The organism is Sphingomonas fuzhouensis (assembly GCF_034659795.1).
In the GTDB taxonomy this organism is placed as follows: Bacteria; Pseudomonadota; Alphaproteobacteria; order Sphingomonadales; family Sphingomonadaceae; genus Sphingomonas; species Sphingomonas fuzhouensis.
Map to the genome: position 1 here is coordinate 253,242 of NZ_JAXSQY010000002.1, position 23,458 is coordinate 276,699.

Genomic DNA, 23,458 nt, shown 5'->3' on the forward strand with positions numbered 1-23,458 from the left:
GACAGGCGCTCCCGATCAGAAGAGTTGACCGCGGATCATCGCGAGATGATCGGCGATGGGACCAAGGGCGAGGCTCGGCAGGAAGGTCAGGCCGCCCAGCACCAGCACGATGCCGACGAGCAGACCGACCCACAGCAGACCCGTGGTCGGGAAGGAACCGGCCGAGGCGGGGACATGCTTCTTCGCCGCCAGGCTGCCCGCGATCGCGAGCATCGGCACGATGATGAAGAAGCGGCCGACCCACATGGCGACGCCCAGAAGGCCGTCATACCAAGGGGTCGCGGCGGTCAGGCCGCCAAAGGCCGAGCCGTTGTTCGCGACGGCACTGGTGAAGGCGTAGAGGATTTCGCCGAACCCATGCGGCCCCTTGTTCAGCGGCCCCGCGAGGCCTTGCTGCGTTACGCATGACAGCGCAGTCAGCCCCAGGATGAACAGCGGCAGGACGGCGATGGCGAGGACGGCGAGCTTGACCTCGCGGGCTTCGATCTTCTTGCCGACATATTCCGGCGTGCGGCCGACCATAAGACCTGCGACGAACACCGCGAGGATAGCGAACAGCAGGAAGCCATAGATGCCCGCGCCGACGCCGCCGATCACGACCTCGCCCAGTTGCATGTTGAACAGTGGGATCATGCCGCCAAGTGCGGTGAAGCTGTCATGCATCGCATTGACCGCACCGCACGACGCCGCCGTGGTGACGGCCGCGAACAGGGCCGAGGCGGCGATGCCGAAGCGCACTTCCTTGCCCTCCATATTGCCGCCCGCGACACCCAGCTGGTGCAGCACGGGGTTGCCCGCCGCTTCCGCCCAGTAACAAACGGCCGCGCCGCCCAGGAACAGCAGGATCATGGCCGACAGCATCGCCCAGCCCTGACGCGTGTTGCCCACCGCCTTGCCGAAGCACCAGGTCAGGCCGAAGCCGATGACGAAGATCGACAGCATCTGGACAAAATTGGTCAGCGCGGTCGGGTTCTCGAACGGGTGCGCGCTGTTGGCGTTGAAGAAGCCGCCGCCATTGGTGCCGAGCATCTTGATCGCTTCCTGGCTCGCGACGGGGCCGAGTAGGATCGACTGGCGCACGCCCTCCAGCGTGTCGATGTTGACGACACCGGCCATGGTCTGCGGCACGCCGCTGGCGATCAGGAACAGGGTATAGACGACGCAGAGCGGCAGCAGCAGATACAGGGTGATCCGCGTCACATCGGCCCAGAAATTGCCGAGATTCTTCGTCTCGCGTCCCGCAAAACCCCGGAACAGCGCGAACGCCAGCGCGATGCCGGTCGCGGCCGACAGGAAATTGTGGATGGTCAGGCCGACCATTTGGGCAAGGTTCGACATGGTCGACTCGCCCGCATAGCTTTGCCAGTTGGTGTTGGTCGTGAAGCTGATCGCGGTGTTGAACGCCAGATGCGGGGTCAGCCCGGCCAGCCCCTGCGGATTGCCCGGCAGATAATATTGCAGGCGCAGCACCGCATAGGTGAAGACCATCAACGCGACGTTGAAGATCAGCATGTGCAGCGCATAGCGGCGCCAGCCCTGCTGGGCCTCCGGGTCGATGCCCGACAGCGTGTAGAAGCCGCGCTCGACCGGGCCGAGAACGACATGAAGGGGCGTACGCCGCCCCTCGTACAGCGCGAACAGCCACGCGCCGACCGGCTTGGTCAGCGCGAGCAGGATTGCGACGAAGCCCAATATCAGGGCCCATCCTTGAAGCGTCATGATGCCGCCCCCTTCAGAAGCGTTCGGGGCGGATCAGCACCGCCACCAGATAGACGAGAAGGCCAAGCGCGGTCAGCGCCGCCAGCCAGAGGTCGAGGGTCATGGTCTCAGCCCCCTCACGCGTGGTCGCACAGGCGGGCATAGGCGAGCGTCGCCGCCACCAGCCCGGCCATGACCAACAGCCAGATCAGATCGTCCATGTGCGATGCTCCTCAGAAACCGGCGGTGAGGGTGGCGAGGAAGGTGCTGCCCGCGATATTGCCGCTGCCGTCCTGCCCCTTGCTGAAGCTCGGGCGCAGATAGGCGGCCTTGCGGTCGGCAATGCTGGTGTCGACCCAGGCGACGCCCAACGTCAGATTGTGCCAGCTCGTATCCGCGCCCAGCGACCAGTCCCAATAGTCGCCGGTCGGCGTCGGCGCGGTGGCGTTGGGGCCAAGCCCGTCCATGCCCCAGCTATGGCCGATATGCGCCTTGGCGGTGAACGGCGTGCCCGCGATCGCCGCCGCGCCGTCGCCCCAGAGATAGAGGTTGTCGCTTCTAGCGCCGGGATGATCATAGACCCCGGCGGCGGCGCTGGCGCCGTTATCGTACCATTTGCCGATCGCCTGCTGCTTCGGCGCATAGGCGACGCCAGTGGTCAGCGAGACCGGGCCGGTGGTGCCCGACAGCTTCACATAGGGTTCGGCATAGTCGGTCTTGTTCGCGCCGCCCGGATACATGTACCAGGTCAGCCCGACGTCCAGCGTGCCGGTCGGGCTGATCCTAGTCTTGTACCCGCCGATCAGGTCCAGCTCCATGTTCGCGCCGCCGAAGGTCCCCCACCCCGCGAGGTTCGATCCCCAGACGCCGACATAGGCGCCGCTTTCGTGTGCCACGGTCAGGCCGCCCTGCACCGCCATATGCTCGTCCGACTGCGAAATGCCGCGCAGGCGATAGTCCGATGCGATGGCAACCGATCCGCTGACCGTCACGGGCGGCGGCGGCGCGGTGTCGGCGGTCTGCGCTGACGCAGCAGCGGGAAACACGAACAGCGCCGCGGCGGCGCTCAACATCATGGTCTTCATACAGGCCCCTATGGACAGGCCCCCACGATGGAATGGGCGGCCTCCAGGGCTGAGCAATTAGGCCCGAGCGCCGTAGCAATTCGAGGGCGATCCCCCGGTTTCGCATATAGATGGCGTATAGCGACGCACACATTCCTCCCCTGCAAGGGGAGGGGGACCAGCGAAGCTGGTGGAGGGGTGTCCCCGGTCGCGAGGGTGGTCGAACCCCACCGAGCGGGACACCCCTCCGACGCGCTGCGCGCGCCACCTCCCCTTTCAGGGGAGGAAAAAGATCGGCGTCACCAAAACGTCAATGACATCGGCCATGGCGGGACATGGTCACATTCTCCCGTCGTTCCCTTCTCTCCGCTGGCGCCGCACTGGCCGGTGCCGCCGCCCTGCCCCCGGCCATCGCCCGCGCCGCCGCCATCGCGCCCGACCGGCGTACCGGCACGATCCGCGACATCGACCATGTCGTCATCCTGATGCAGGAAAATCGCGGCTTCGATCACTATTTCGGCACGATGCGCGGCGTGCGCGGCTTCGGCGACCGCCTCCCCATCCCGGTTGCGTCGTCCGCGGACGCGCCCCGTACCGTCTGGCAACAGCTCGACCGCAGGGCGGAGGGCGGCCCGCGCTTCGTCTCCCCCTTCCACCTCGACACCGAGAAACAGTTCGCCCTCATGCGCATGGAAGGCACGCCGCACACCTGGCCCGACGCGCAGGCCGCCTGGGACGAGGGCCGTATGGCGCACTGGCCCGAGGCGAAGCACCAGCGCGCCATGGGCCATTATGCCCGCGCCGATCTGCCCTTCCAGTTCGCACTGGCCGAGGCGTTCACCATCTGCGACGCCTATCACTGCGCGGTGCAGACGGGGACCAACACCAACCGCCTGTTTCTGTGGACCGGCACCAACGACCCGAGCGGCCAGGCGGGCGGCCCGGCGATCGGCAATTCGCATGACAGCTTCGTCGAGAATGGCGGCGCAGCCGATCCCTATCGCTGGACCACCACCCCTGAGCGGATGCAGGCGGCGGGCATCGACTGGCGCATCTATCAGGACATGGCAGACAATTTCACCGACAACCCGCTGGTCGGCTTCCATGCCTATCGCGAGGCGCATCATGGGCGCGGCGACCCGACGCTGAAAGACCGGGCGCTGACCACGCGCGGGCTGGACGTGCTAAAGGCCGATGTGCTGGCCGGGCGACTGCCGCAGGTGTCCTATGTCATCGCCACCGCCGCCGGATCGGAACACCCCAATCCATCCAGCCCGGCACAGGGCGCGGCCTATACCGCCGAGCTGCTCGACGCGCTGACCGCCGATCCGAAGGTCTGGGCGCGTACCGCGCTATTCGTGATGTTCGACGAGAATGACGGCTTTTTCGACCACGTCCCGCCGCCCGCGCCGCCGTCGCGTGGGAGTGATGGCAAACTGCTCGGCGGCTCGACGGTCGATCTGGCGGGGGCCTATCATGACGTGCCCTCGACCGGCGACGCCGATGTCGACAAGCCCGCCTATCGCGGCCGTCCCTATGGCCTGGGTCCGCGCGTGCCCATGTATGTCGTCTCGCCATGGAGCCGGGGCGGCTGGGTCAATTCGGAAGTCTTCGACCACACCAGCGTCATCCGCTTCCTGGAGACGCGGTTCGGCTTCCACGAACCCAATATCGCACCCTGGCGGCGCGCGGTGTGCGGCGACCTGACCAGCGCGTTCGACTTTACGGGAAGCGACGAGACCACGCCCAGCCTGCCCGATCCGCGCGCGCAGGCGGTCCGCGCCGCCGCGATCAAGGGGCAGGTCGATCCGCAGGCGCCCGCCTCGCCCGGCGCGCCGCAACAGGAACCCGGCATCCGCCGCGCCCGGCCCCTGCCCTATCGGTTGGACGTGCAGCGTGTCGCCGATCCGGCAGGCGTTCACCTGCGCTTTCGAGCGGAGGGTGCGGGGGCGGTCTTCCATGTCTATGACCGCCTTGCCCTCGATCAGGCACCGCGCCGCTATGTGCTGGCGGCAGGCACGCGGATCGAGGATGTCTGGCCTCCCGCCCATGACCTGTGGGTGCTCGGCCCGAACGGTTTCCACCGCCATTTCGCCGCGCGCGACGTGGCGGCAGAGGTGCAGCATTGGGTCGATGACCACGGCCTGACCCTGATCGTCCCGCCGAGCCTGACCGACCTGTCGATCGTCCGCCTCGAACCCGGCAAGGCCGCCCCCTCCCCCCGCCCGCTCAAGCCCGGCCGCCATCGCTGGTCGTTGGATCAGGCACTTGGCTGGTACGACGTGACGCTGACCCGCACGGGCGATCCGCATTACCGCCTGCGGCTGGCGGGACGGCAGGACCGGCCGGGTCGCGCGACGATCAGCGATCCGTTCCGCGCCTGACCGCATTCCCCCTTCCCCACCCGCCGCACCAGCGATAGGGTGGCGAATACGCAAAACAGTTTGCTTAATAGGGGGGATGTTTCATGCGGGGCAAAGCGCGCGCCACGGTGTCCGGTCGTCGCTGGCGATGGGCTGTCGCCGCATCCGCCCTGCTCGCGGGCGTCGCCCCGCTGGCGCTGTCGGCCGATCCGATCGCGACCGTCGAGCGCAACGGCGCGCTCGTCTCGGTCGAACCCTACGCCCCCGGCATCGTCCGCGTCACCATCGCCACCGACCGCGCCGAGGCGGAAGGCAAGCCCGGCTATGGCCTGATCGCGAAAAGCGACGCGAGCGGCTGGTCGCACCGTGCCGATGCCAGCGGCGACGTGTTCGCCTCGCCCGGCATGACCGTCACCGTCCCACCGCAGCCTTGGCCCAAGCCGCCCAACCAGATGGAGCGGTATTTCGCGCCCTCGCTGCCCCCGGTGGCGATCAGCTTCACCGGGCCAGACGGCAAGCCGCTGACCCGGATGAACGGCTGGGAAAAGGCGCCGCACACCGTCTCGGACGAAAAGACCTTCCGCGTCGGCGCAAGCTTTTCCGATACGCCCGACACCCATTATTATGGCCTCGGCCAATATCAGGACGGCGTGCTCGACCTTCGCGGGCGGACCATCGATTGCCGCCACGATTATGACCGCCCCGGCGGCGAGTCGGTCTGCGTGCCGTTCATGGTGACGGACAAGGGCTATGCGATCCTGTGGGACAATCCGTCCGCCACCACCGTCTCGCCGGGCCTGCTGAACGCGACCAAATTCGCCTCTAACGTCGGCGAGCGGGTGTCGTTTTTCGTCATCGCGGGCAAGACGGCGGACGAACTCTATGCCGGTTACGCCCGCCTGACCGGCGCGACGCCGCTGCCGCCCAAGGCCGCCTTCGGCCTGATCCAGAGCAAGGCCCGCTATGAGACGCAGGGCCAGTTGACGGACATTGCGGACGGCTATCGCAAGCGTGGCCTGCCGCTCGACATCATGGTGCTCGACTGGTTCTACTGGACGCGGATGGGGCAGCTCGACATCGACCGCACCGCCTTTCCCGATCCCGCAGGCATGAACGCGCATCTCAAGGCGATGGGGATGCAGAGCATTATCAGCATCTGGCCGCGCTTCGAGCGGGAAAGCCGATATTTCGACACGCTGGCCGCCAAGGGCTGGCTGATGAAGGACAAGGACGGCAACCCGGTCGACGGCCTGCCGATCCGCTCCGACCGCGCGGGCGCGCTGATCGACAGCACCAATCCGCAGGCCCGCGAATGGTATTGGGACAAGATCCGCAACAACATCTTTAGCCAGGGCTTCGACTATGCCTGGCTGGACGAGACCGAGCCCGACCTGGTGCCGGAAGGGCATTTCTTTTCGATCGGCTCGGGCGACCGCTATCGCAACGTCTATCCGCTGCTCCACACCGCCAGCGTCGCCGAAGGCTCGGCGCGCGACCGGCCGGACAAACGCAACCTGATCCTGTGCCGCGCCGCCTATCTGGGCACGCAGGCCAATGGCTGCCTGTTCTGGTCGTCGGACGTGCAGTCCAACTGGGAAGCGCTGCGCCGTCAGGTGCCCGCCGGTCTGGGCATGACCGCCAGCGGCATGGCCTATTGGTCGAGCGACACCGGCGGCTGGCAATGGCCCAACGGACCGGAGGCCCAACGCCCGGTACTGGTCGATCCGGCGGGAGCGACCGCGATGGCACCGTCCTACCGCGATTACCCTGAGCTGTTCGTCCGCTGGTTCCAGTATAACGCCTTCACGCCCACGCTGCGCATCCATGGCCAGCGGCCGGGCACGGCTTTGTGGGACTATGGCACCGCCGCCGAGCCGATCCTGGCGAGCACCCTGCGCCTGCGCTACGCGCTGATGCCCTATCTCTATGCGCTGGGGCGGCAGACCAGCCAGACCGGCGCGCCCTTCATGCGCGCGCTGTTCATGGACTTCCCCAATGATCCGGCGGTGAAGGATCTGGGTGACGAGTACATGTTCGGCCCCGCCTTCCTGGTCGCGCCGGTAACCGAACAGGGGCAGACCACGCGCCGCGTCTATCTGCCCGCCGGGGCCGACTGGTATGATTGGTGGACCGACAAGCGCTATACCGGTGGCCAGTGGATCGCGGCAGCCGCGCCCATCGACCATATTCCGCTGTTCGTGCGGGCGGGCTCGATCGTGCCGATGGGCGTTCAAGTGCCCAGCACCGCGACCGCGCAAGGGCTGGAGAGCATCCGCGTCTATCCGGGCCGCGATACCAGCTTCACGCTGTACGACGATGACGGCACCACCAACGCCTGGCGCAAGGCCGGGGGGCGCAGCGCCACGCTGCGCTGGGATGACAGGGCCCGCCGACTGACCGCCAGCGGCCGCCTGCCGACCGGTCAATCGGTCGAGCCGCTCGTCAAGATCATCGGCCAGTAAGACGAGGCCCGGCTCCTTCCTGGGGCCGGGCTTTTCTTAACTCGCAGAATACAATCGTTTTTATGGAACGGCCTGGATGCCCTGGCCGAAAGAGGAGGAGAAGGATCATGATCGGATTTGTGGCCCTGCTGATCGCGGCGCTGCCAGCGGGAGGCGCCGCCCAGGCCGCCCCCAGCGCGGCGGCCCAGCCCAGCATCTTCGACAAGGCGGTCAACGCCCCCGGCATCGGCTGGTCACCCTATGGCCCTAATCAGAGCGCCAAGCAGGTCCCCGCTCCCGACGTGCCCGGCGGCAATGCCGTACAGGTCAAGGTGACGGCGGCGGGCGCCAATCCCTGGGACAGCGGCGTAACCTATCCCACGATCAAGCCGATCGCCGCAGGCGACACGCTGATGACCATGATCTTCCTGCGCGCGCCCAACGCGCCCGAGGGGCAGACCGTGTCCATCCCCGTGGCCATGGGCGGCGCCGAACCGCCCTATACCCCGATCGCGTCCGAGCCGGTGCAGGTCGGATCGACGTGGAAGCGCTATTATGTGACGGGCGTCGCAGGCCAGGCCTTCGCGGCGGGCAAGGCGAATATCTCGGTCCAACTCGCAGGGGCCAAGCAGGTCATCGAAGTCGGCCCGGCCTTCCTGCTCGACCTGGGGCCGAATTTCGACCGGTCGAAGCTGCCGCATAACTGATCCTCGGACCGGGGCGGTTCCATGTGAGCGCCCCGGCTCTGACTCATTGCGAGCGTAGCGAAGCAATGACGGGTCAGCATGCAAAGAAAAAACCGCCCGCCTCCGAACAGGAAGCGGGCGGTTTTCTTATGTCACCCCGGCCGAACCCCGAAAGGTCCGGCCGGGAAAACGGGATCAGAAGTTGCCGCGCAAGATGAACGAGTAGCGGCGGTCATTGACGAAGTACGACCGAGGGGCAAGCTGGCTGGGATCGCCAGTATAAGCCTGCAGGGTCTTCGTCACGGTGTTGGTCAGGTTCACGCCCTGAACGCCGATTTTGACGAACTTTGACACGTTGATGAATGCCGACGCATCGAGCTGCCCCGCAGCATCCTGGAAGATCGACGTGTAGGGGAAGATCACGTCGGCCGCCGTCAGCAGATACTTGGACCGCCAGTTATAGGCCGCGCGAAGCGAAATCGGTCCCTTTTCATAGAAGAGCGTGGCGTTAACGTTATGCTTCGACAGACCTTCCAGCGGCAGGTTCCCGCGCACCGTCTGCGCCGCAACGTTCGTGACCGGTGCACCACCGTTCAGGAACGAATTGGGCAGGCCCGAGCTTTCGATATACGAATAGTTGCCCGTGAAGCCGAAGCCGTTGAGGAAGCCCGGCAAGAAGCTGAAAGTCTGCTGATAGGCAATCTCGACACCCTTGATCTTGCCATGGCCGTTGTAGTTCGCAGGTCCCCGCGTCAGCAACGGGAAGGTCACGCCGTTGTTCTGCAGCGGCAGGCTCACGATCGACTGGTAGAAGAAGTTCGACACGTCCTTGTAGAAGGCGTCGACGGTCAGCGATCCGACCTTCGAGAAGTACCATTCTGCCGTTGCGTCGAACTGCCACGCCGTTGCCGGCTTCAGATACGGATTGCCGACCGTGCTGAGGAAGTTGCCGTTACCGTCGATCGTGATCTGCTGGAAATTGCGGATCAACGCGGAGTCGGGCCGTGTCAACACCTTCGAACCAGCGAGACGCGCGATCAGATTCGGCGTGATACCGAACTTCAAATTCACGCTCGGCAGCCAATAGGTGTAGCTGTTCTTCGCCTGGTTAAACAGGTTGACCGAGTTGACCCCCGCAAACTGCTGCAGCAGGCCATAACCGGTTTCGCCCAGGTTACAGACACCACCGGGACGGCTGGGGTTGGTACCAGCCGGCGCGCCGGCTGGCGGCGGCGAAATGGCGCAACGCGAGTTGTACGGGTTCGAGATGTTCAGCGTCGCCTGGTTGGGGATCGTGCTGGTGCCGAAAGAGTCCAGACCGGTGCGAACATAACGTACACCCGCATTACCGCTGAAGCTGAACGACCCCAGCGATTTGAACGACACCATCGCATATGCCGCCGTGTCGCGCTGATGCACGCGCTGGATTTCGCTCGGAAGATACGAGGTGCCTGCGACAACGCCCGGACGCTCGGCCAGCGGCACCCACTGCTGCTGGGTGTTGCCGTTCTGGGTCTGCGCGACGGATTCGACCTGCTTGATGAACTTCACCGCATCGCCATATCCGTTGATGAGGTCGCCATTGTAATAATAGCCACCCGGGGGCGAGTTGGTCGCACCACGGAAGAAGTTCGGGAAGCTGTAATACTGCGCCTGATTTCCGCCGAACTGGTCGACGGTCACGGGGTAACCCGCCCAGATCTCGCTCATCATACCCCAATTATACGTGGAGTACTTCACGGTCTGGTCGCGATCGGCATAGCGAGCGCCGAAACGCACCTTGTTGAAGAAGCTGCCATCGGCGAAGTCATAGGTGACGTCCGCCTTGAACTGATATTCCTGGCCGACGCTGTCCTCGGCGTGATCCATCGCGGCGCGCCAGAATTGCGTGCGCTTGTCCGCGAAATACTGGGCATCGGTCTCGCCTGCGAGGACCGTGTTCGTCGGCTGCGCCCAGCTTGCCGACAGCGTGCTCGGCTTGTGCGAGATGACCGACGGCAGGTTACCCGTCAGATCGAGTTCCTGGTCGGCGTACGTCGCGCCGAAGATGCTCAGGCTGCGATTGCTGCGCTCGGAACGGGTGTAATCCGCATCCAGGTTGACCGACAGCCGATCCGACGGGTGGATTTCGGCATTCAGGCCATAGTCGCTGATCAGATTGCGTTCGTACGTCTGACCACGCGCGAGCTGCAACTGCGCACCGCCTGTCGGAATGAAGGTCGTGTTCGGCGCGCCGCTACGGTTGGTGCGGTAGCCGGTGCCCGGCGACGTGATGTAACCGCTCTGGAACAGCCCGTTGGAGTCGTAAGTGTAATTCTTGAACTGGCCGATCGGGCATTCCGCGCGGGTCGTGCCATTGCCGTTGTAGAGCGGCCCGTTGTTGTTCTGTACGCAGCCGACTGGGAAAGTGCTGTACTCCGACAGATCGGGCGCGGCTTCAAACGTGTACTCATCGGTGTTGTTCGTGGTGTGCGAACGCAGATACTGCGCGGTCAGCACGAACGACTTGTCACGCGTTTCATATTGCGCAGCGAGTGCGATACCGTCGCGCTTGCGATCGAATTCCTGCGTCCGGTACTGGCCGCCCAGCGGCGCATAGGCCTTGGTCAGAGGATCGGCCAGGCCGTCCGCGCCCGGCGTCGATGCCGTACCACAGGGCGAACCCGCCGCCGGCAGGGTCGTCGTGTCGGTGTTGCCGGGCAGAGGATTTCGGCAAACGAGTACGCCGCCGCCGTTCTGGAACGGCACCTGCGTATTGTCGCGCGTCTGGAAATTCGTGATCTGCACACCGTCGGCCCGGCTGCGGATGCGCGAATAGGACAGGTCCCCGAGGATACCGAACGTACCGATCCCGGTTTCGAACGTATCGCTGACCAGGATCGAGCCGGTCGGCGTCCACTTCTTGCGGAAGTCGCCATAATTGGCTTCGGCATCATAGCCGATATGGAAGCCGCGATTGTCGAAGGGCTTGCGCGTGTTGAGGTTGACCGTACCGGCAAGGCCACCTTCGATGGCGGCCGCGGTCACGTTCTTGTAGACCTCGACCGACCCAAGCAGTTCCGCCGGAACGTCGGAGAAGTTGATAGCCTGACCGCCAATACCCGCGGCAAAAGCATCACGCCCGTTGAATTCGGAGCGGACGAAGTTCAGACCACGGATGACCACGCCCGAACCCTCGACCGAGAAGTGGTCGGGATCGTTGGCGGCGGCGAAGCGGCTGATCGACACGCCGGGAACGCGCTGAAGCGCTTCGGTGACCGAGCGATCGGGCAGTGCGCCGATGTCGGTTGCGGTGATCGCGTCGACGACGGTGTCGGAGTTGCGCTTGATGTTCTGCGCATTCGCCAGGCTCTGGCGGATACCGGTGACGACGACTTCCTTGCCGGTGTCATCGGCTGCGGGCGCCTGCGCGCCAGCAGCTTGGGCACTGGCGCTCTGGTCGGCATTGGTGGTCGTCTGTGCAAAGGCAGGCGTGGTCAGCCCCGCGATGCACAGCGCACCGGCGGACGCGCCCAGCAGGAGCCGATTAAAACGATTGGCATTGGCAGTGACGGGCGCAGCGCTGCGCATAATGGTCATCCCCCCCTTGTCGCGCGCCCCATCGGCGTCGCTTAGATAGGTTGCGAGCGCGCCTGTCGACACGCTCCACAGACTGGTGATTGCGCTACCAGCAACATTTCGACAAGATGTTTAACTTAAACTATGTCCGATCCGGGACAAGGTGCGACATTCCTGCCACGCTCCCCCGATCGGTGGATTGCGGCATGGGCCTGCGCACGGCATGAAATGCGCAAATGGCCAGGGGAATCACCGGCCAGGGGGATGGATGACGAAGGTGGCAAAGGACAGGGTGCGGGTCGTCATCGTGGGCGGCGGCACGGCGGGCTGGATGGCCGGCGCCGCGCTGACCCGTCTTCTTTCGGGACAATGCACGGTCCGTTTGATCGAATCGGAAGCGATCGGGGTGGTCGGCGTCGGCGAGGCCACGCTGCCGCATATCCGCGCGTTCAACGAACGGCTCGGCATCCCCGAGGCCGAGTTCATGGCGCGCACCCGCGCGACCTTCAAGCTGGGCATCGAGTTTCGCGATTGGGGCCGAATCGGGGACAGCTATATCCACCCCTTCGGCACCTTCGGGCGCGGCACCGGGGCGATCGACTTCCACCATTATTGGACGCGGCTGGCCCGCGAAGGCCATGATCTGCCGCCGCTCGATGACCTTTCCTATGCCTGTGCCCTGGCGCGGGAGGCGCGGTTCGACCATCCCGATCAGGCGCGCGGCGGTCTCGCCTCGACCTTCGGCTATGCCTATCAGTTCGATGCGCTGCTGTTCGCGCCCTATCTGCGCAGCCTGGCGGAAGAGGCGGGCGCGGTGCGGACCGAGGGCATGGTCGTCGATGTCGAGCGCGATGGCGCAAGCGGCCTGATCCGCGCGGTGACGCTGGCCGATGGCGAGCGGGTCGAGGGCGACCTGTTCATCGACTGCTCGGGCTTTCGTTCGCTGCTGCTGGGACAAACGCTGGAAGAGCCGTTCGAGGACTGGTCGAAATGGCTGCCGACCGACCGCGCGGTGGCGATGCCGTGCCGGACCGAAACCGCCGTCACCCCCTATACCAGCGCGATCGCGATGCCCGCCGGGTGGCGCTGGCGCATCCCGCTCCAGCATCGCACCGGCAATGGCTATGTCTATGCCAGCGACTTCATCAGCGACGCCGATGCCGCCCGCGCGCTGGAAGAGGCGGTGGAAGGCGAGAAGCTGGCCGAGCCGCGCCTGCTGCGTTTCAAGGCGGGGCGGCGGCGGCGCAGCTGGGTCGGCAACTGCATCGCGATCGGGCTGGCCAGCGGGTTCCTCGAACCCCTGGAATCGACCAGCATCTATCTGGTGCAGCAGGCGATCACCGCGCTGATCGAGCTGTTCCCCGGTCGCGAGATGGCCTCGTCCGACCGCGACGAGTTCAACCGGGTCATCGACCTGGAATATGACCGGATCAGGGATTTCCTGATCCTGCATTACCACGCCACGACGCGCGACGATTCACCCTTCTGGGACTATGTCCGCACCATGCCCATCCCCGACAGCCTGGGCGAGAAGATGGAATTGTGGCGCAGGCGGGCGCGGGTGGTGAAGTATCGGGAGGGCGTGTTCCTGGATGCCAGCTGGATCGCGGTCTATCTGGGCCAGGGGATAGTGCCCGACGGCTGGGACCCGCGCGCCGATGTCGCGGGGACCGATGATCTGCTCCACGCCGTGACAGGGCTTCGCGCCGAGATCGCCGCCGATGTCGCCGCGCGGCCCGATCATCGCGCCTTTCTGGAACGCTATTGCCCGATGGTGGCGGCATGAGCGCGCCCATGCGCCATGTGCTGGTCGCCGGAAGCGGGCTGACCGCCTGGTGCGCCGCCGCCGCATTGAAGCGCCGCGCGCCGTTTCTGGCGGTGACGCTGCTCGCCACGCCGCCAGCGGACGACGCGCTGGGCGACCGGATCACCTGCACCCTGCCCTCATTGCCCGGTTTCCAGGCCGATCTGGGCATCGGTGAGGATGACGGGGTCACGCGCACCGGCGCAGGCTATCGGCTGGGGACGCGTTTTTCCGGCTGGGCGGAGGGGCTGCCCGATTATGTCCATGCCTATGGCGGCTATGGCCATGCCATCGGCCCGGCGGCCTTTCACCTTCACTGGGTTCGGGCCGCGCTTGCAGGAGCTGTGGCACCGTTCGATGCCTTTTCTCCGGCCGCACAGGTGGCGCGGGCGGGCGGCTTCGTACCGCCGACGCCGGATACGCTGTTCGCCGGTCACGAATATGGCCTGACCCTCGATCTCGCCCGCCATGTCGCGATGATGCGCGCGTTTGCGCACCATGTGGGTGTGCGTGAAACATCCGGCTCGGTCGAGGCGGTGGAGGTCGACGATCACGGGCATGTGATCGCTATCGCATTGGAACACGGTCCGAAATTGACAGCGGACCTGTATATCGATGCGACCGGTCCGACGGCGCGGTTACGCGGCGCGATCGATGACGCATGGCAGGACTGGCGCGACTGGCTGCCCTGCGACCGGGTGCTGCTCGGCACGCAGGCCTCGGGCGAAGGCGCGCCGGTGCTGACGCCCGTCACCGCCCATGCGGCGGGCTGGCACTGGTCGAGCGGTGAGCAGGTCGGCATCGCCTATAGCAGCGCCCATCTTTCCGATGTCGAGGCGGCCACGATGCTGGGCCGCGACGGCGCGGTGGTCGGCGCCCCCATCGCCATCCGCCCCGGCACCCGACCGCAAGCCTGGCGCGGCAACTGCATCGCGATCGGCGACGCCGCGACCCAGGTCGAGCCGCTGGAATGGTGCAACCTGCATCTGGCGCTCAGTGCGATCGACCGGCTCGTCACCATGTTGCCCGACACCGCCATGGCCGAGGTGGAGGCCGCCGATTTCAACCGCCAGACCCTGGCCGAGGCCAACCGGGTCCGCGACTTCCTCGCCGCGCATTACCGCACCGCCCGCCGCCCCGAGCCGATGTGGCAGGCGGTGGCAAAGGTCGCGCCGCCCGCGTCACTGGCACATACGCTCGGCCAGTTTGGCGAGCGCGGCCGCCTGCCCTTTTACGAGGAAGAAACCTTCACCCGCGACGGCTGGGCCGCGATCCTGCTGGGTCAGGGCTATCTGCCGCGCCGGGTCGATCCGCTGGTCCACGGCGTGCCCGTGGCGGAGGTCGATGCCGTCATGACGCGGATGACCGACGCGATCGCCGCCGCCCTTCCCCATGTTCCGGCCCATGCGCAGTGGCGCGCGGCCCAGATGAGGCGCCTTGCCCGATGACATCTTCCCCTGACCATCAGATTCGCCGGGTCGTCATCGTCGGCGGTGGCACCGCCGGATGGATGGCCGCCGCCGCCTTCGCCCGGCTGCTCAACAACGGCTATACGCAAGTGACGCTGGTCGAGTCCGAGGAGATCGGCACGGTCGGCGTCGGCGAGGCGACGATCCCGCCGATCATCACCTTCAACCAGATGCTGGGGCTGGACGAGAACGACTTCCTCGCCAAGACCGGCGGCACGTTCAAGCTGGGTATCGAGTTCGTCGATTGGGGCGACAAGGGCGAACGCTATTTCCACCCCTTCGGCCGCCATGCCCAGGATTTGCAGGGCGTGCATTTCCACCAGCTGTACCTGCGCGAATGCAGCCGTCGCGCCCTGCCCGACATTGCCGAATGGTCGATGAGCGCGGTCGCGGCAAAGGCGGGCAAGTTCGGCCGCGCCAAGCCCGATGCCCGCTCACCGATCCGCGAGTTGTTCTATGCCTTCCATTTCGACGCCTCGCTCTATGCCCGCTATTTGCGCGGCTATGCCGAGCGCGGCGGGGTGACGCGGATCGAGGGGCGCGTCGATGCGGTCAACCTGCGCCCCGAGGACGGCTATGTCGAGGCGGTGACGCTGGCCGATGGGCGGCGGATCGAGGGCGATCTGTTCATCGACTGCTCGGGCTTTCGCGGCCTGCTGATCGAGGAGGCGCTGGAAACGGGCTATGAAAGCTATGCCCAGTGGCTGCCCTGCGACCGGGCGGTGGCCGTGCCGTGCGCGCTGCCCGACCCGGCCGAGCCCGATCCCTTCACCCGCGCCACCGCGCGCGATGCCGGGTGGCAGTGGCGCATCCCGCTCCAGCACCGGATGGGCAATGGCCTGGTCTATTGCAGCGACTATCTCGATGCCGAGGCGGCCGAGGCACAGTTGCTGGGCAGTCTGGAGGGCGAGCTGCTGGGCGATCCCCGCCATCTACGCTTCACCGCCGGGCGACGACGGCAGAGCTGGAACCGCAACGTCGTGGCGCTCGGCCTGTCGAGCGGCTTTCTGGAGCCGCTGGAATCGACCAGCATCCACCTCGTTCAGGCGGCGATCCAGCGGCTGATCGCGCTGTTCCCCGACACGCGTTTCGACCCCGCCGAGCGCAACGAGTTCAACCGCCAGATGCACGACCTGTATGAGGATGTGCGCGACTTTATCATCCTGCATTACAAGGCGACACGGCGCGACGACACGCCCTTCTGGAACCGGGTGCGCACCATGGACGTGCCCGAGAGTCTCGCGCGCAAGATGGCGCTGTGGGCGGGCAAGGGGCGGCTGTTCCGCGAAGGCTATGACCTGTTCAGCAATCCCAGCTGGGTCGCGGTCTGCCTGGGCCAGGGGCTGGTGCCCGAACGCTGGGAACCCGCCGCCGACGCGCTGGACGAGGATCTGGTGGCGCAGGCGCTGGAACAGATGCGCGCCGGTTATGCCGACACCGCCGCACGCATGCCCAGCCACGGCGACTTCCTGCGCATGACCGCCCCGTCTCCGCTCGCCCCCGCCATGACGGCGCGCGGGACCAGCGACGGGTTCGACTTCGCCGGCGCGCCCGGCACCGTGCAGGCCAAGGGGCCCCTTCTGTGAAGCGCATAATCCTTCCTCTGCTCGCGCTGGCGGCAACCGGCGCGGGGGAAGCACCGGGGCCGCATCTCAACCAGATCGGCTTTCGCCCCGACACCGCCAAGCGGGCCATCGTCGCGAAGGGCGGCGCTGCGCTGCCCTGGGCGTTGCTCGACGAACAGGGCCGCACGGTCGCGCACGGCAATGCCATCGTGTTCGGTCCGGACGCCGCCTCCGGCGACACGGTGCAGCAGATCGATTTCGGTGCGTTCCGCACGCCCGGCACCTATCGCCTGACGATCGATGGCCGCACCAGCCATCCCTTCACCATCGCCGCCGATGTCTATCGCCCGCTGTCCCGCGCCGCGCTCAATTTCTTCTATCAGCAGCGCGCCGGGGTGGCGATCGATGCGCGGTTCGCCGGGGGCACGCAATGGGCGCGTGCGGCGGGGCATGTCCATGAGGTCGTGACCTGCTTCAAGGGGATGGATCAGGCGGGCACCGACTGGCCGGGCTGTCCCTATACGCTGGACGTGACCGGCGGCTGGTATGATGCGGGCGATCAGGGCAAATATGTCGTCAATGGCGGCATCGCCCTGTGGATGCTGCAAAATCTCTACGAGGTCGATGCGGCCTCTCCCCCCTTCCCCGATGGCAGCGCCGCGCTGCCCGAGGCGGGGAACGGCATCAACGACCTGCTCGACGAGACACGCTGGGAAATGCGCTTCCTGCTCTCGATGCAGGTGCCCGACGGCCAGACCATAAAGCTGCCGCTCGGGCGGCAAGGCGGCGGTCCGTTGCGGCTGACACCGGTCGATGCCAGCGGCATGGCGCATCACAAGATCGCCGATCGCCACTGGACCAAGCTACCCACCGCCCCTGCCGACGATCATGAGGAGCGGCTGCTCTTTCCGCCCAGCACGGCGGCCACGCTGAACCTCGCCGCCACCGCCGCGCAGTGCTCGCGCATCTGGCGGGGGATCGACAACGCCTTCGCCAAACGCTGCCTGATCGCGGCGGGCAAGGCGTATAGCGCCGCGCTGCGCAACCCAGACGTCTATGCGGCGCAAGCGTTCGACGGCAGCGGCGGTTACGGTGACAGCGAGCTGTCCGACGAACTCTATTGGGCAACGGCAGAGCTGTACGCCGCCACCGGCATGCCCGAACTGGCCGAGGCGCTGCACAAGATGCCGCTCCACACCGCGCCGCTGACCGGCGAGCCGGGCTGGGCCAACGTCGCCGCCTTGGGCACGATCACGCTGGCGACCGCGACCGGTGTCATGCCCTCTGAACGCGCGGCGGCGCGCACCAAGCTGATCGCGCTGGCCGACCGGTTCCTGGCCGAGGAGGCACGCTCGGGCTATCATATCCCCTATGCCTCGACCGCCTATCACTGGGGGTCGAACAGCGGGATATTGGGCCGGGGGCAGATCCTGGCGCTGGCCGCCCGCTTCACCGGCCAGGAACGCTATCGCGATGCGGAGGTCGACACGATCGACTATGTGCTCGGCCGCAATCCACTCGACCAGAGCTATGTCAGCGGGTTCGGGTGGAAGCCGATGCAGCACCCGCATCACCGTTTCTGGGCGCATCAGTTCGACGCGCGAATGCCCGGTCCGCCGCCGGGCGTGCTGAGCGGCGGCGCGAACAGCACCGTCTTTCCCGAACCGGTTTCCGCCACGCTGAAAGGCAAGTGCGTCGGCCAACGCTGCTGGATCGACGATGCGCGCGCCTATGCGCACAACGAAGTCGCCATCAACTGGAACGCGCCCCTGGTCTGGGTCGCGACCGACCTGACCCGCCCGCTCGTCACCGAACGCTAACGCGGCGGACAGCCCCCGTTCACCCGAATATCGCCATAAGAGATACAGAAAAGGACAAGAGATGGATCGTCGTAACTTCATGAAGACCGGCATGGCGATGGGCGGTGTCGCGCTCGCCACCGGCGGCGGCACCCTGGCCGCCACACGGGCCGCCGCCGCGACGGCCTCGGACCTGAGCTTTCCGAAGGACTTCCTCTGGGGTTGCGCCACCGCCGCCTATCAGATCGAGGGCGCGGTGAAGGAAGACGGCCGCGGCCAGACCAACTGGGACGTGTTCTCGCATACGCCGGGCAAGGTCGCCAACGGCGACACCGGCGATGTCGCCTGCGACAGCTATCACCGTTACAAGGAGGACATCGCGCTTCTCCAGAATCTGGGCGTGAAGGCGTATCGCATGTCGCTCGCCTGGTCGCGCATCTTCCCCGAGGGGCGCGGCAAGCCCAACCAAAAGGGCATCGACTATTATAACCGCGTGATCGACGCGCTGCTGGCGGCGGGTATCCAGCCCAACGTCACCATGTTCCACTGGGACCTGCCACAGGCGCTGCCCGGCGGCTGGCAGAATCGCGACACGGCCAAGGCGTTTGCCGACTATGCGGGCTTCATGGCGGGCAAGCTGTCCGACCGCGTCCACCGCTTCATGACGGTCAACGAACTGCGCTGCTTCACCGATCTGGGCCATATGGTCGGCACCCATGCGCCGGGCCTGAAGCTACCCCAGGGTCAGGTGAACCAGGTCCGTCACCATGGCTGCCTTGCCCATGGCCTGGGCGTCCAGGCGATCCGCGCCAATGCCAAGGCGGGGACCGAGGTCGGCATCGCCGACAACGCCAATATCTATGTCCCCGTCATCGAGACGCCCGAGCATATCGAGGCGACCAAGAAGGCGATGCGCGAGGACAATGCCATGTTCCTGACCGCAGTCATGGAGGGCAAATATCTCGACAGCTATCTGGCGGCCGCAGGTGCCGATGCGCCCAAGGTGCAGGCGGGCGACATGGCCGCGATCGGCAGCCCGCTCGATTTCGTCGCGCTCAACATCTACACGCCGACCTTCGTGAAGGCGAACCCCAACGATCCGCGCGGCTATACCCCGCTGCCCCATCTGCCGCAGTCGCCGCGCATGGCCTCGCCCTGGCTTTATGTCGGGCCCGAGGCCGCCTATTGGGGCGTGCGCGCGGCCAGCGAGCTGTGGAAGCCCAAGGCGATCTACATCTCGGAGAACGGCACCTCGGCCGATGATCCCCTCAACAGCACAGGGACGGTCGATGACGGCGACCGGATCATGTATCTGCGCAACTATCTGGGCCAGTTCCGCCGCGCCGCGGCCGAGGGATATCCGCTCAAGGGCTATTTCCTGTGGAGCCTGATGGACAATTTCGAATGGGCCGATGGCTATGGCAAGCGCTTCGGCATCCATTATGTCGACTTCGCCACCCAGAAGCGCACGCCCAAGCTGAGCGCGCAGTGGTATAAGGAACTGATCCGCCGCAACGCGCTGGTCTGATTCCGAAGCCCGCCGAATGAGAAGCCCCGCCGGTCGCAGGATCGGCGGGGTTTTTCGTGGGTGTCATCCGCGCAGGCCATAGAAAAAGGGCAGAGACGGCGTGGTGCCGTCCCTGCCCTGCAAGGCTCCTTGGGGATATTCGGGGGGCGAGCCGCAACCCGCCCCCAACCGCTCAGAAGCGGAAGCGCAGGCCCACGCCGTAATAACGGCCCTCGTCACGGATATCGCGCGGGTAGCGCAGCCCGTCGCCATATTGCGCATAGTTGTTGAACGGCTGGGCGAGGATGTTCGCCGCATCGAACGTCACGGTCACTTCCTTCATGATGTTGTAGTTGAAGGAGAAGTCGAGGCGCTGAATGCGGACCGTGCCTTCGCCGTTATAGACGCCCTGCGAATTGACGAAGTTGCTGTTCAAAAACGCATCGCGATTGTTGAGCGACAGGCGGGTCGAAACGTCGCCCTTTTCGTAGAATAGCGCGACATTGTACGTCCAGCGCGACAGGCCGGGAATCTTGACGAAGGGCGGCTCGGTCGTACCGCCGACGCTGCGGAAGACGTTCGCCGGATATTGCTGCTCACCGACCAGGAAGGTCGTGTTGGCCTGTACGCCAAAGCCGCTCCACAGACCCGGCAGGAAGTCCAGGAAGGTCTGCGCCCCCAGCTCGAAGCCCTTGATCCGGCCCTTGCCCGCATTTTCCGGACGGCTGATTTCCAGCAGACCATAGACCGGGTCGAGGGTACGATTGGTGTAGTTGCTGATGAAGCCCTTCAGATCGCGATAGAAGGCTGCCGCCGTGATCGAGGCGGTCGGCGAGAAATAATATTCGATCGTTGCGTCGTAATTCTTCGACGTCAGCGGCTGAAGATCCGGATTGCCGCCGCGTCCCGTGGCATCGGGACGCCCCTGAAGACCGGGCGCGAAGCGCGTATCGGGCACGGGGTTTTCCACCGGCGTCGCGGTATTCTGCTCGATGAAGATGGCCGGGTTCAGCTGGCTGAATTCGGGCTTGGTTCGCGTGATCGTCCAGCCAAAACGCACCTGCAGCTTGTCCGTCGGACGGATGCGCAAGCTGATATTGGGCAGCACGTCGACATAATTGGCCTTGGTGCTGCGCGGTTCGGCGCGAGTCACACCGTTGAAGCGGACGCTCGACAGACCGCTGTAGCGACCGACGGTGTTGACGACGCGCGCGCCGAGCAGACCGTCGAACCGGACGGCACCGATGTCGAACTCATATTTGGTCTGGCCGTAAAAGGCATAGGTCTGCTCCTGCGCGAAGAACGCGGCGAGCGGATCGAGCTCGACCGTCGGCGTCGACCAGCGGTTCAGCGCGTCGCGATAGCCCTGATCGGTGGGGTTGCCCGCGATGATGCGCTGCAATGCGTCGACCGAGAATTTGCGAAGCTCGGCCGCATTGCCCGCGATGCCGTCACGCGATGGCATCAGCCAGCTGGTGAAGCCCTGATTGCCGCGGAACGTATTCTGGGTCAGCGCGAGGTCGCCGGTCGGCGTCTGGGCGAGCGGGATCGCCAGCCATTCGGTATAGGCATAACGGTTGCCACGCTTCAGCGAGGCGTCGCGATCGGTCCAGCGGACACCGATCTGCAGCTTGGGGAACAGCGACAAATTGGTGTCGAAATCCAGGTCGGCGCGCCACTGCCACCCCTTGCCCTGCACGCGGTAGGTGCTTTCGAAATAGCCGCGCCAGATATAATTGTTGGGATCGGAAGGATCGAAGCCCGGCAGGCTGAACGACGAACCACCGTCGACGAAGAAGCGCACATCGACCGGGGGCGCTTTGGAGAATGCGGTGTCGAAGCTCCATTCGTCATCGCCGTATTGCGACGTGGTATAGGCCAGGTCGGTCGAGAAATGCGCGTTGCCGACATCCCACTTGGCGCCGCCCGCCACCTGATAGGTGTTGGTATAGGCCGAGCGCGTGCTGCGATACGCCTCGGGCCGGACGCCGCCGGTCTTGGTCAGGCTGTCGACCTGGCGCGGCTCGCCCTCACGCAGCACGACATTGGTAAAGCTGGGATTGCCGTCGAGCAAGGGCACGCGCAGCCAGTCATTGGCGATCTCGCCGCGATAGCCCTGATAGAGGAAGTCGTAATAGAGTTCGAGGTTATGGGCCGGGCGCCACTGGACACTGGCGTTCAGCGCCGGTCGCCAGCGCTTGCCGGTATCATTGTACACGCCGACATTGACCGGAATCTGCCAGCCGCGACCGACCGAGGCCGGGCTGATCGTCGAGTTCGCGCTGGGACTCGTCACATAGCCATCGGCCCAGCGCACCGCGTTGCGATATTGGGCCTGGGTATAGGCCGCGTTGACCAGCCAGCCGATCTCGCCGATCGCGGTGTCGGCGCGCTGGCTGATGAGCAGGTTGCCCAGCGGGTCGAACTTCTTCGACTGGTCGTTATAGGTGCCGCGTACGCCGCCCGCGATCGTGAACCCCTTTTCAAAATCGAAGGGGCGACGCGAGCGGACGTTGATGAGGCCCGCCAGGCCCGGCTCGAGCAGGTCGGCGGTGCCGGACTTGTAGACTTCCAGACCCGCCAGCGCGCCCGCCGGGAAATCCTGAAGCGCGGCGCGGCGGTTCTCGGCGGTGAAGATGTCGCGGCCGTTGAAGGTGGTCGCGACATCAGGCAGACCGCGCACCAGCACCTGCGTCACTTCGTCGCTATACCGGCTGACCTGGATGCCGGTGACACGCGCCAGCGATTCCGCCGCCGTATTGTCGGGCAACTTGCCGATATCCTGCGCGACGATCGCATCGAGGATCGCGTCCGAGTTGCGCTTGATAGCCTGTGCCGAACCAAGGCTAGCGCGGTAGCCGGTGACGACGATGTCACGCGGATCGACCTCCTCGCCGGGCAGTCCAGTGGTCGAGGCCTGAACCGGGCTGCGGCCGGGGACTTCGCCGACATCCTGGCGGATTCCCTCGGCGGTCTGCGCCTCGATCGGGGCGTTGGGGTCCGTCGCCTGGGTCTTTTGCGTCGTCGTGGCGGTCTGGGCCAATGCAGGCGCGGCCATCAGCGCCCATGGCGCGACCGACAGCAAAAGGACGTGGTGCTTCATCAGAATCTTCCCCTCCGATCGGCCCGAACTTTCGGTGCCTTATCGAGGGTCATTTGTCTGACTATCGTATAATTTCGTCAAGTCAGACATGAAGAAATAGTGAAACACATGTCAGGTCGTGGATTTTGAGCCACACCCGCATATTGTGCAGATGCGCAGATAGAAGCCGATTTCCGGCACATTATCGAGGAAAATCAAGCGACAGCCCCATGCTGCACCGCAATGCAGTCATAAAGTAACTTGTCCGTCTTTTTAATCCGCCGATCGTGGCATGCAAAGGCTTTCCAGCGATGGGAGGCGCGGAGGAATCGTTAAAATCCTGCATCGGGTACGGGATAGGATCGAATCACGCTCACCGATATGCGCACAAACCGCTCAGGCAATGGACCGACATATCCGGC

Annotated in this window: 13 protein-coding genes; 8 read left to right on the plus strand and 5 right to left on the minus strand. The window is 65.6% G+C overall.

The genetic code is table 11. From position 1 onward, the window contains the following. Positions 1-15: 15 nt before the first annotated feature. The 3 genes from kdpA to U1H82_RS05785 form a co-directional block, all read right to left on the minus strand. Positions 16-1,719: a potassium-transporting ATPase subunit KdpA gene (gene kdpA / locus U1H82_RS05775; protein ID WP_322963977.1), complete on the minus strand. Its 1,704-nt coding sequence runs from the start codon at positions 1,717-1,719 to the stop codon at positions 16-18. A 13-nt stretch (positions 1,720-1,732) separates the two neighbouring features. Further along, positions 1,733-1,822 carry a K(+)-transporting ATPase subunit F gene (gene kdpF, locus U1H82_RS05780; protein ID WP_037531783.1) on the minus strand — a complete coding sequence of 30 codons (90 nt, stop codon included), beginning with the start codon at positions 1,820-1,822 and terminating at the stop codon, positions 1,733-1,735. Positions 1,823-1,931: 109 nt separating this feature from the next. Continuing rightward, on the minus strand, positions 1,932-2,783 hold the full coding sequence (locus U1H82_RS05785) for a TorF family putative porin (RefSeq protein ID WP_322963978.1): 852 nt from the start codon (positions 2,781-2,783) through the stop codon (positions 1,932-1,934). 314 nt (positions 2,784-3,097) lie between these two features. Between U1H82_RS05785 and U1H82_RS05790 the strand changes: the two genes are divergently transcribed. From U1H82_RS05790 to U1H82_RS05800, 3 genes are all read left to right on the plus strand, one after another. Further along, positions 3,098-5,146 (plus strand): phosphocholine-specific phospholipase C, encoded by a 2,049-nt coding sequence (locus U1H82_RS05790; protein ID WP_322963979.1) that lies wholly within the window; start codon positions 3,098-3,100, stop codon positions 5,144-5,146. A gap of 83 nt (positions 5,147-5,229) precedes the next feature. Continuing rightward, entirely contained in the window at positions 5,230-7,587 is a 2,358-nt protein-coding gene (locus tag U1H82_RS05795; RefSeq protein WP_322963980.1) for a glycoside hydrolase family 31 protein, read from the plus strand. A gap of 107 nt (positions 7,588-7,694) precedes the next feature. Continuing rightward, positions 7,695-8,273, plus strand: coding sequence for a hypothetical protein (locus U1H82_RS05800; protein ID WP_322963981.1), 579 nt, complete (start codon positions 7,695-7,697; stop codon positions 8,271-8,273). A 174-nt stretch (positions 8,274-8,447) separates the two neighbouring features. Here the strand turns inward: U1H82_RS05800 and U1H82_RS05805 are convergent, their stop codons facing one another. After that, positions 8,448-11,822 (minus strand): TonB-dependent receptor, encoded by a 3,375-nt coding sequence (locus tag U1H82_RS05805; RefSeq protein ID WP_322963982.1) that lies wholly within the window; start codon positions 11,820-11,822, stop codon positions 8,448-8,450. A 256-nt stretch (positions 11,823-12,078) separates the two neighbouring features. Between U1H82_RS05805 and U1H82_RS05810 the strand changes: the two genes are divergently transcribed. From U1H82_RS05810 to U1H82_RS05830, 5 genes are all read left to right on the plus strand, one after another. Then, complete coding sequence (locus U1H82_RS05810; protein ID WP_322963983.1) at positions 12,079-13,596, plus strand: tryptophan halogenase family protein; 1,518 nt, start codon at positions 12,079-12,081, stop codon at positions 13,594-13,596. After that, positions 13,593-15,062 carry a tryptophan 7-halogenase gene (locus U1H82_RS05815; RefSeq protein ID WP_322963984.1) on the plus strand — a complete coding sequence of 490 codons (1,470 nt, stop codon included), beginning with the start codon at positions 13,593-13,595 and terminating at the stop codon, positions 15,060-15,062. The genes U1H82_RS05810 and U1H82_RS05815 overlap by 4 nt, the downstream gene beginning before the upstream one ends. Beyond that, complete coding sequence (locus U1H82_RS05820) at positions 15,059-16,669, plus strand: tryptophan halogenase family protein (RefSeq protein ID WP_322963985.1); 1,611 nt, start codon at positions 15,059-15,061, stop codon at positions 16,667-16,669. The genes U1H82_RS05815 and U1H82_RS05820 overlap by 4 nt, the downstream gene beginning before the upstream one ends. Further along, positions 16,666-18,468, plus strand: a complete 1,803-nt coding sequence (locus U1H82_RS05825) for a glycoside hydrolase family 9 protein (protein ID WP_322963986.1) — start codon at positions 16,666-16,668, stop codon at positions 18,466-18,468. The genes U1H82_RS05820 and U1H82_RS05825 overlap by 4 nt, the downstream gene beginning before the upstream one ends. A 61-nt stretch (positions 18,469-18,529) precedes the next feature. Continuing rightward, the gene (locus tag U1H82_RS05830; RefSeq protein WP_322963987.1) at positions 18,530-19,975 is read left to right on the plus strand and encodes a GH1 family beta-glucosidase; all 1,446 of its coding nucleotides are present in this window, start codon (positions 18,530-18,532) and stop codon (positions 19,973-19,975) included. Positions 19,976-20,147: 172 nt separating this feature from the next. On the opposite strand, the gene U1H82_RS05835 is transcribed toward U1H82_RS05830, so the two are convergent. Further along, positions 20,148-23,057: a TonB-dependent receptor gene (locus U1H82_RS05835; RefSeq protein WP_322963988.1), complete on the minus strand. Its 2,910-nt coding sequence runs from the start codon at positions 23,055-23,057 to the stop codon at positions 20,148-20,150. Positions 23,058-23,458: the final 401 nt, after the last annotated feature.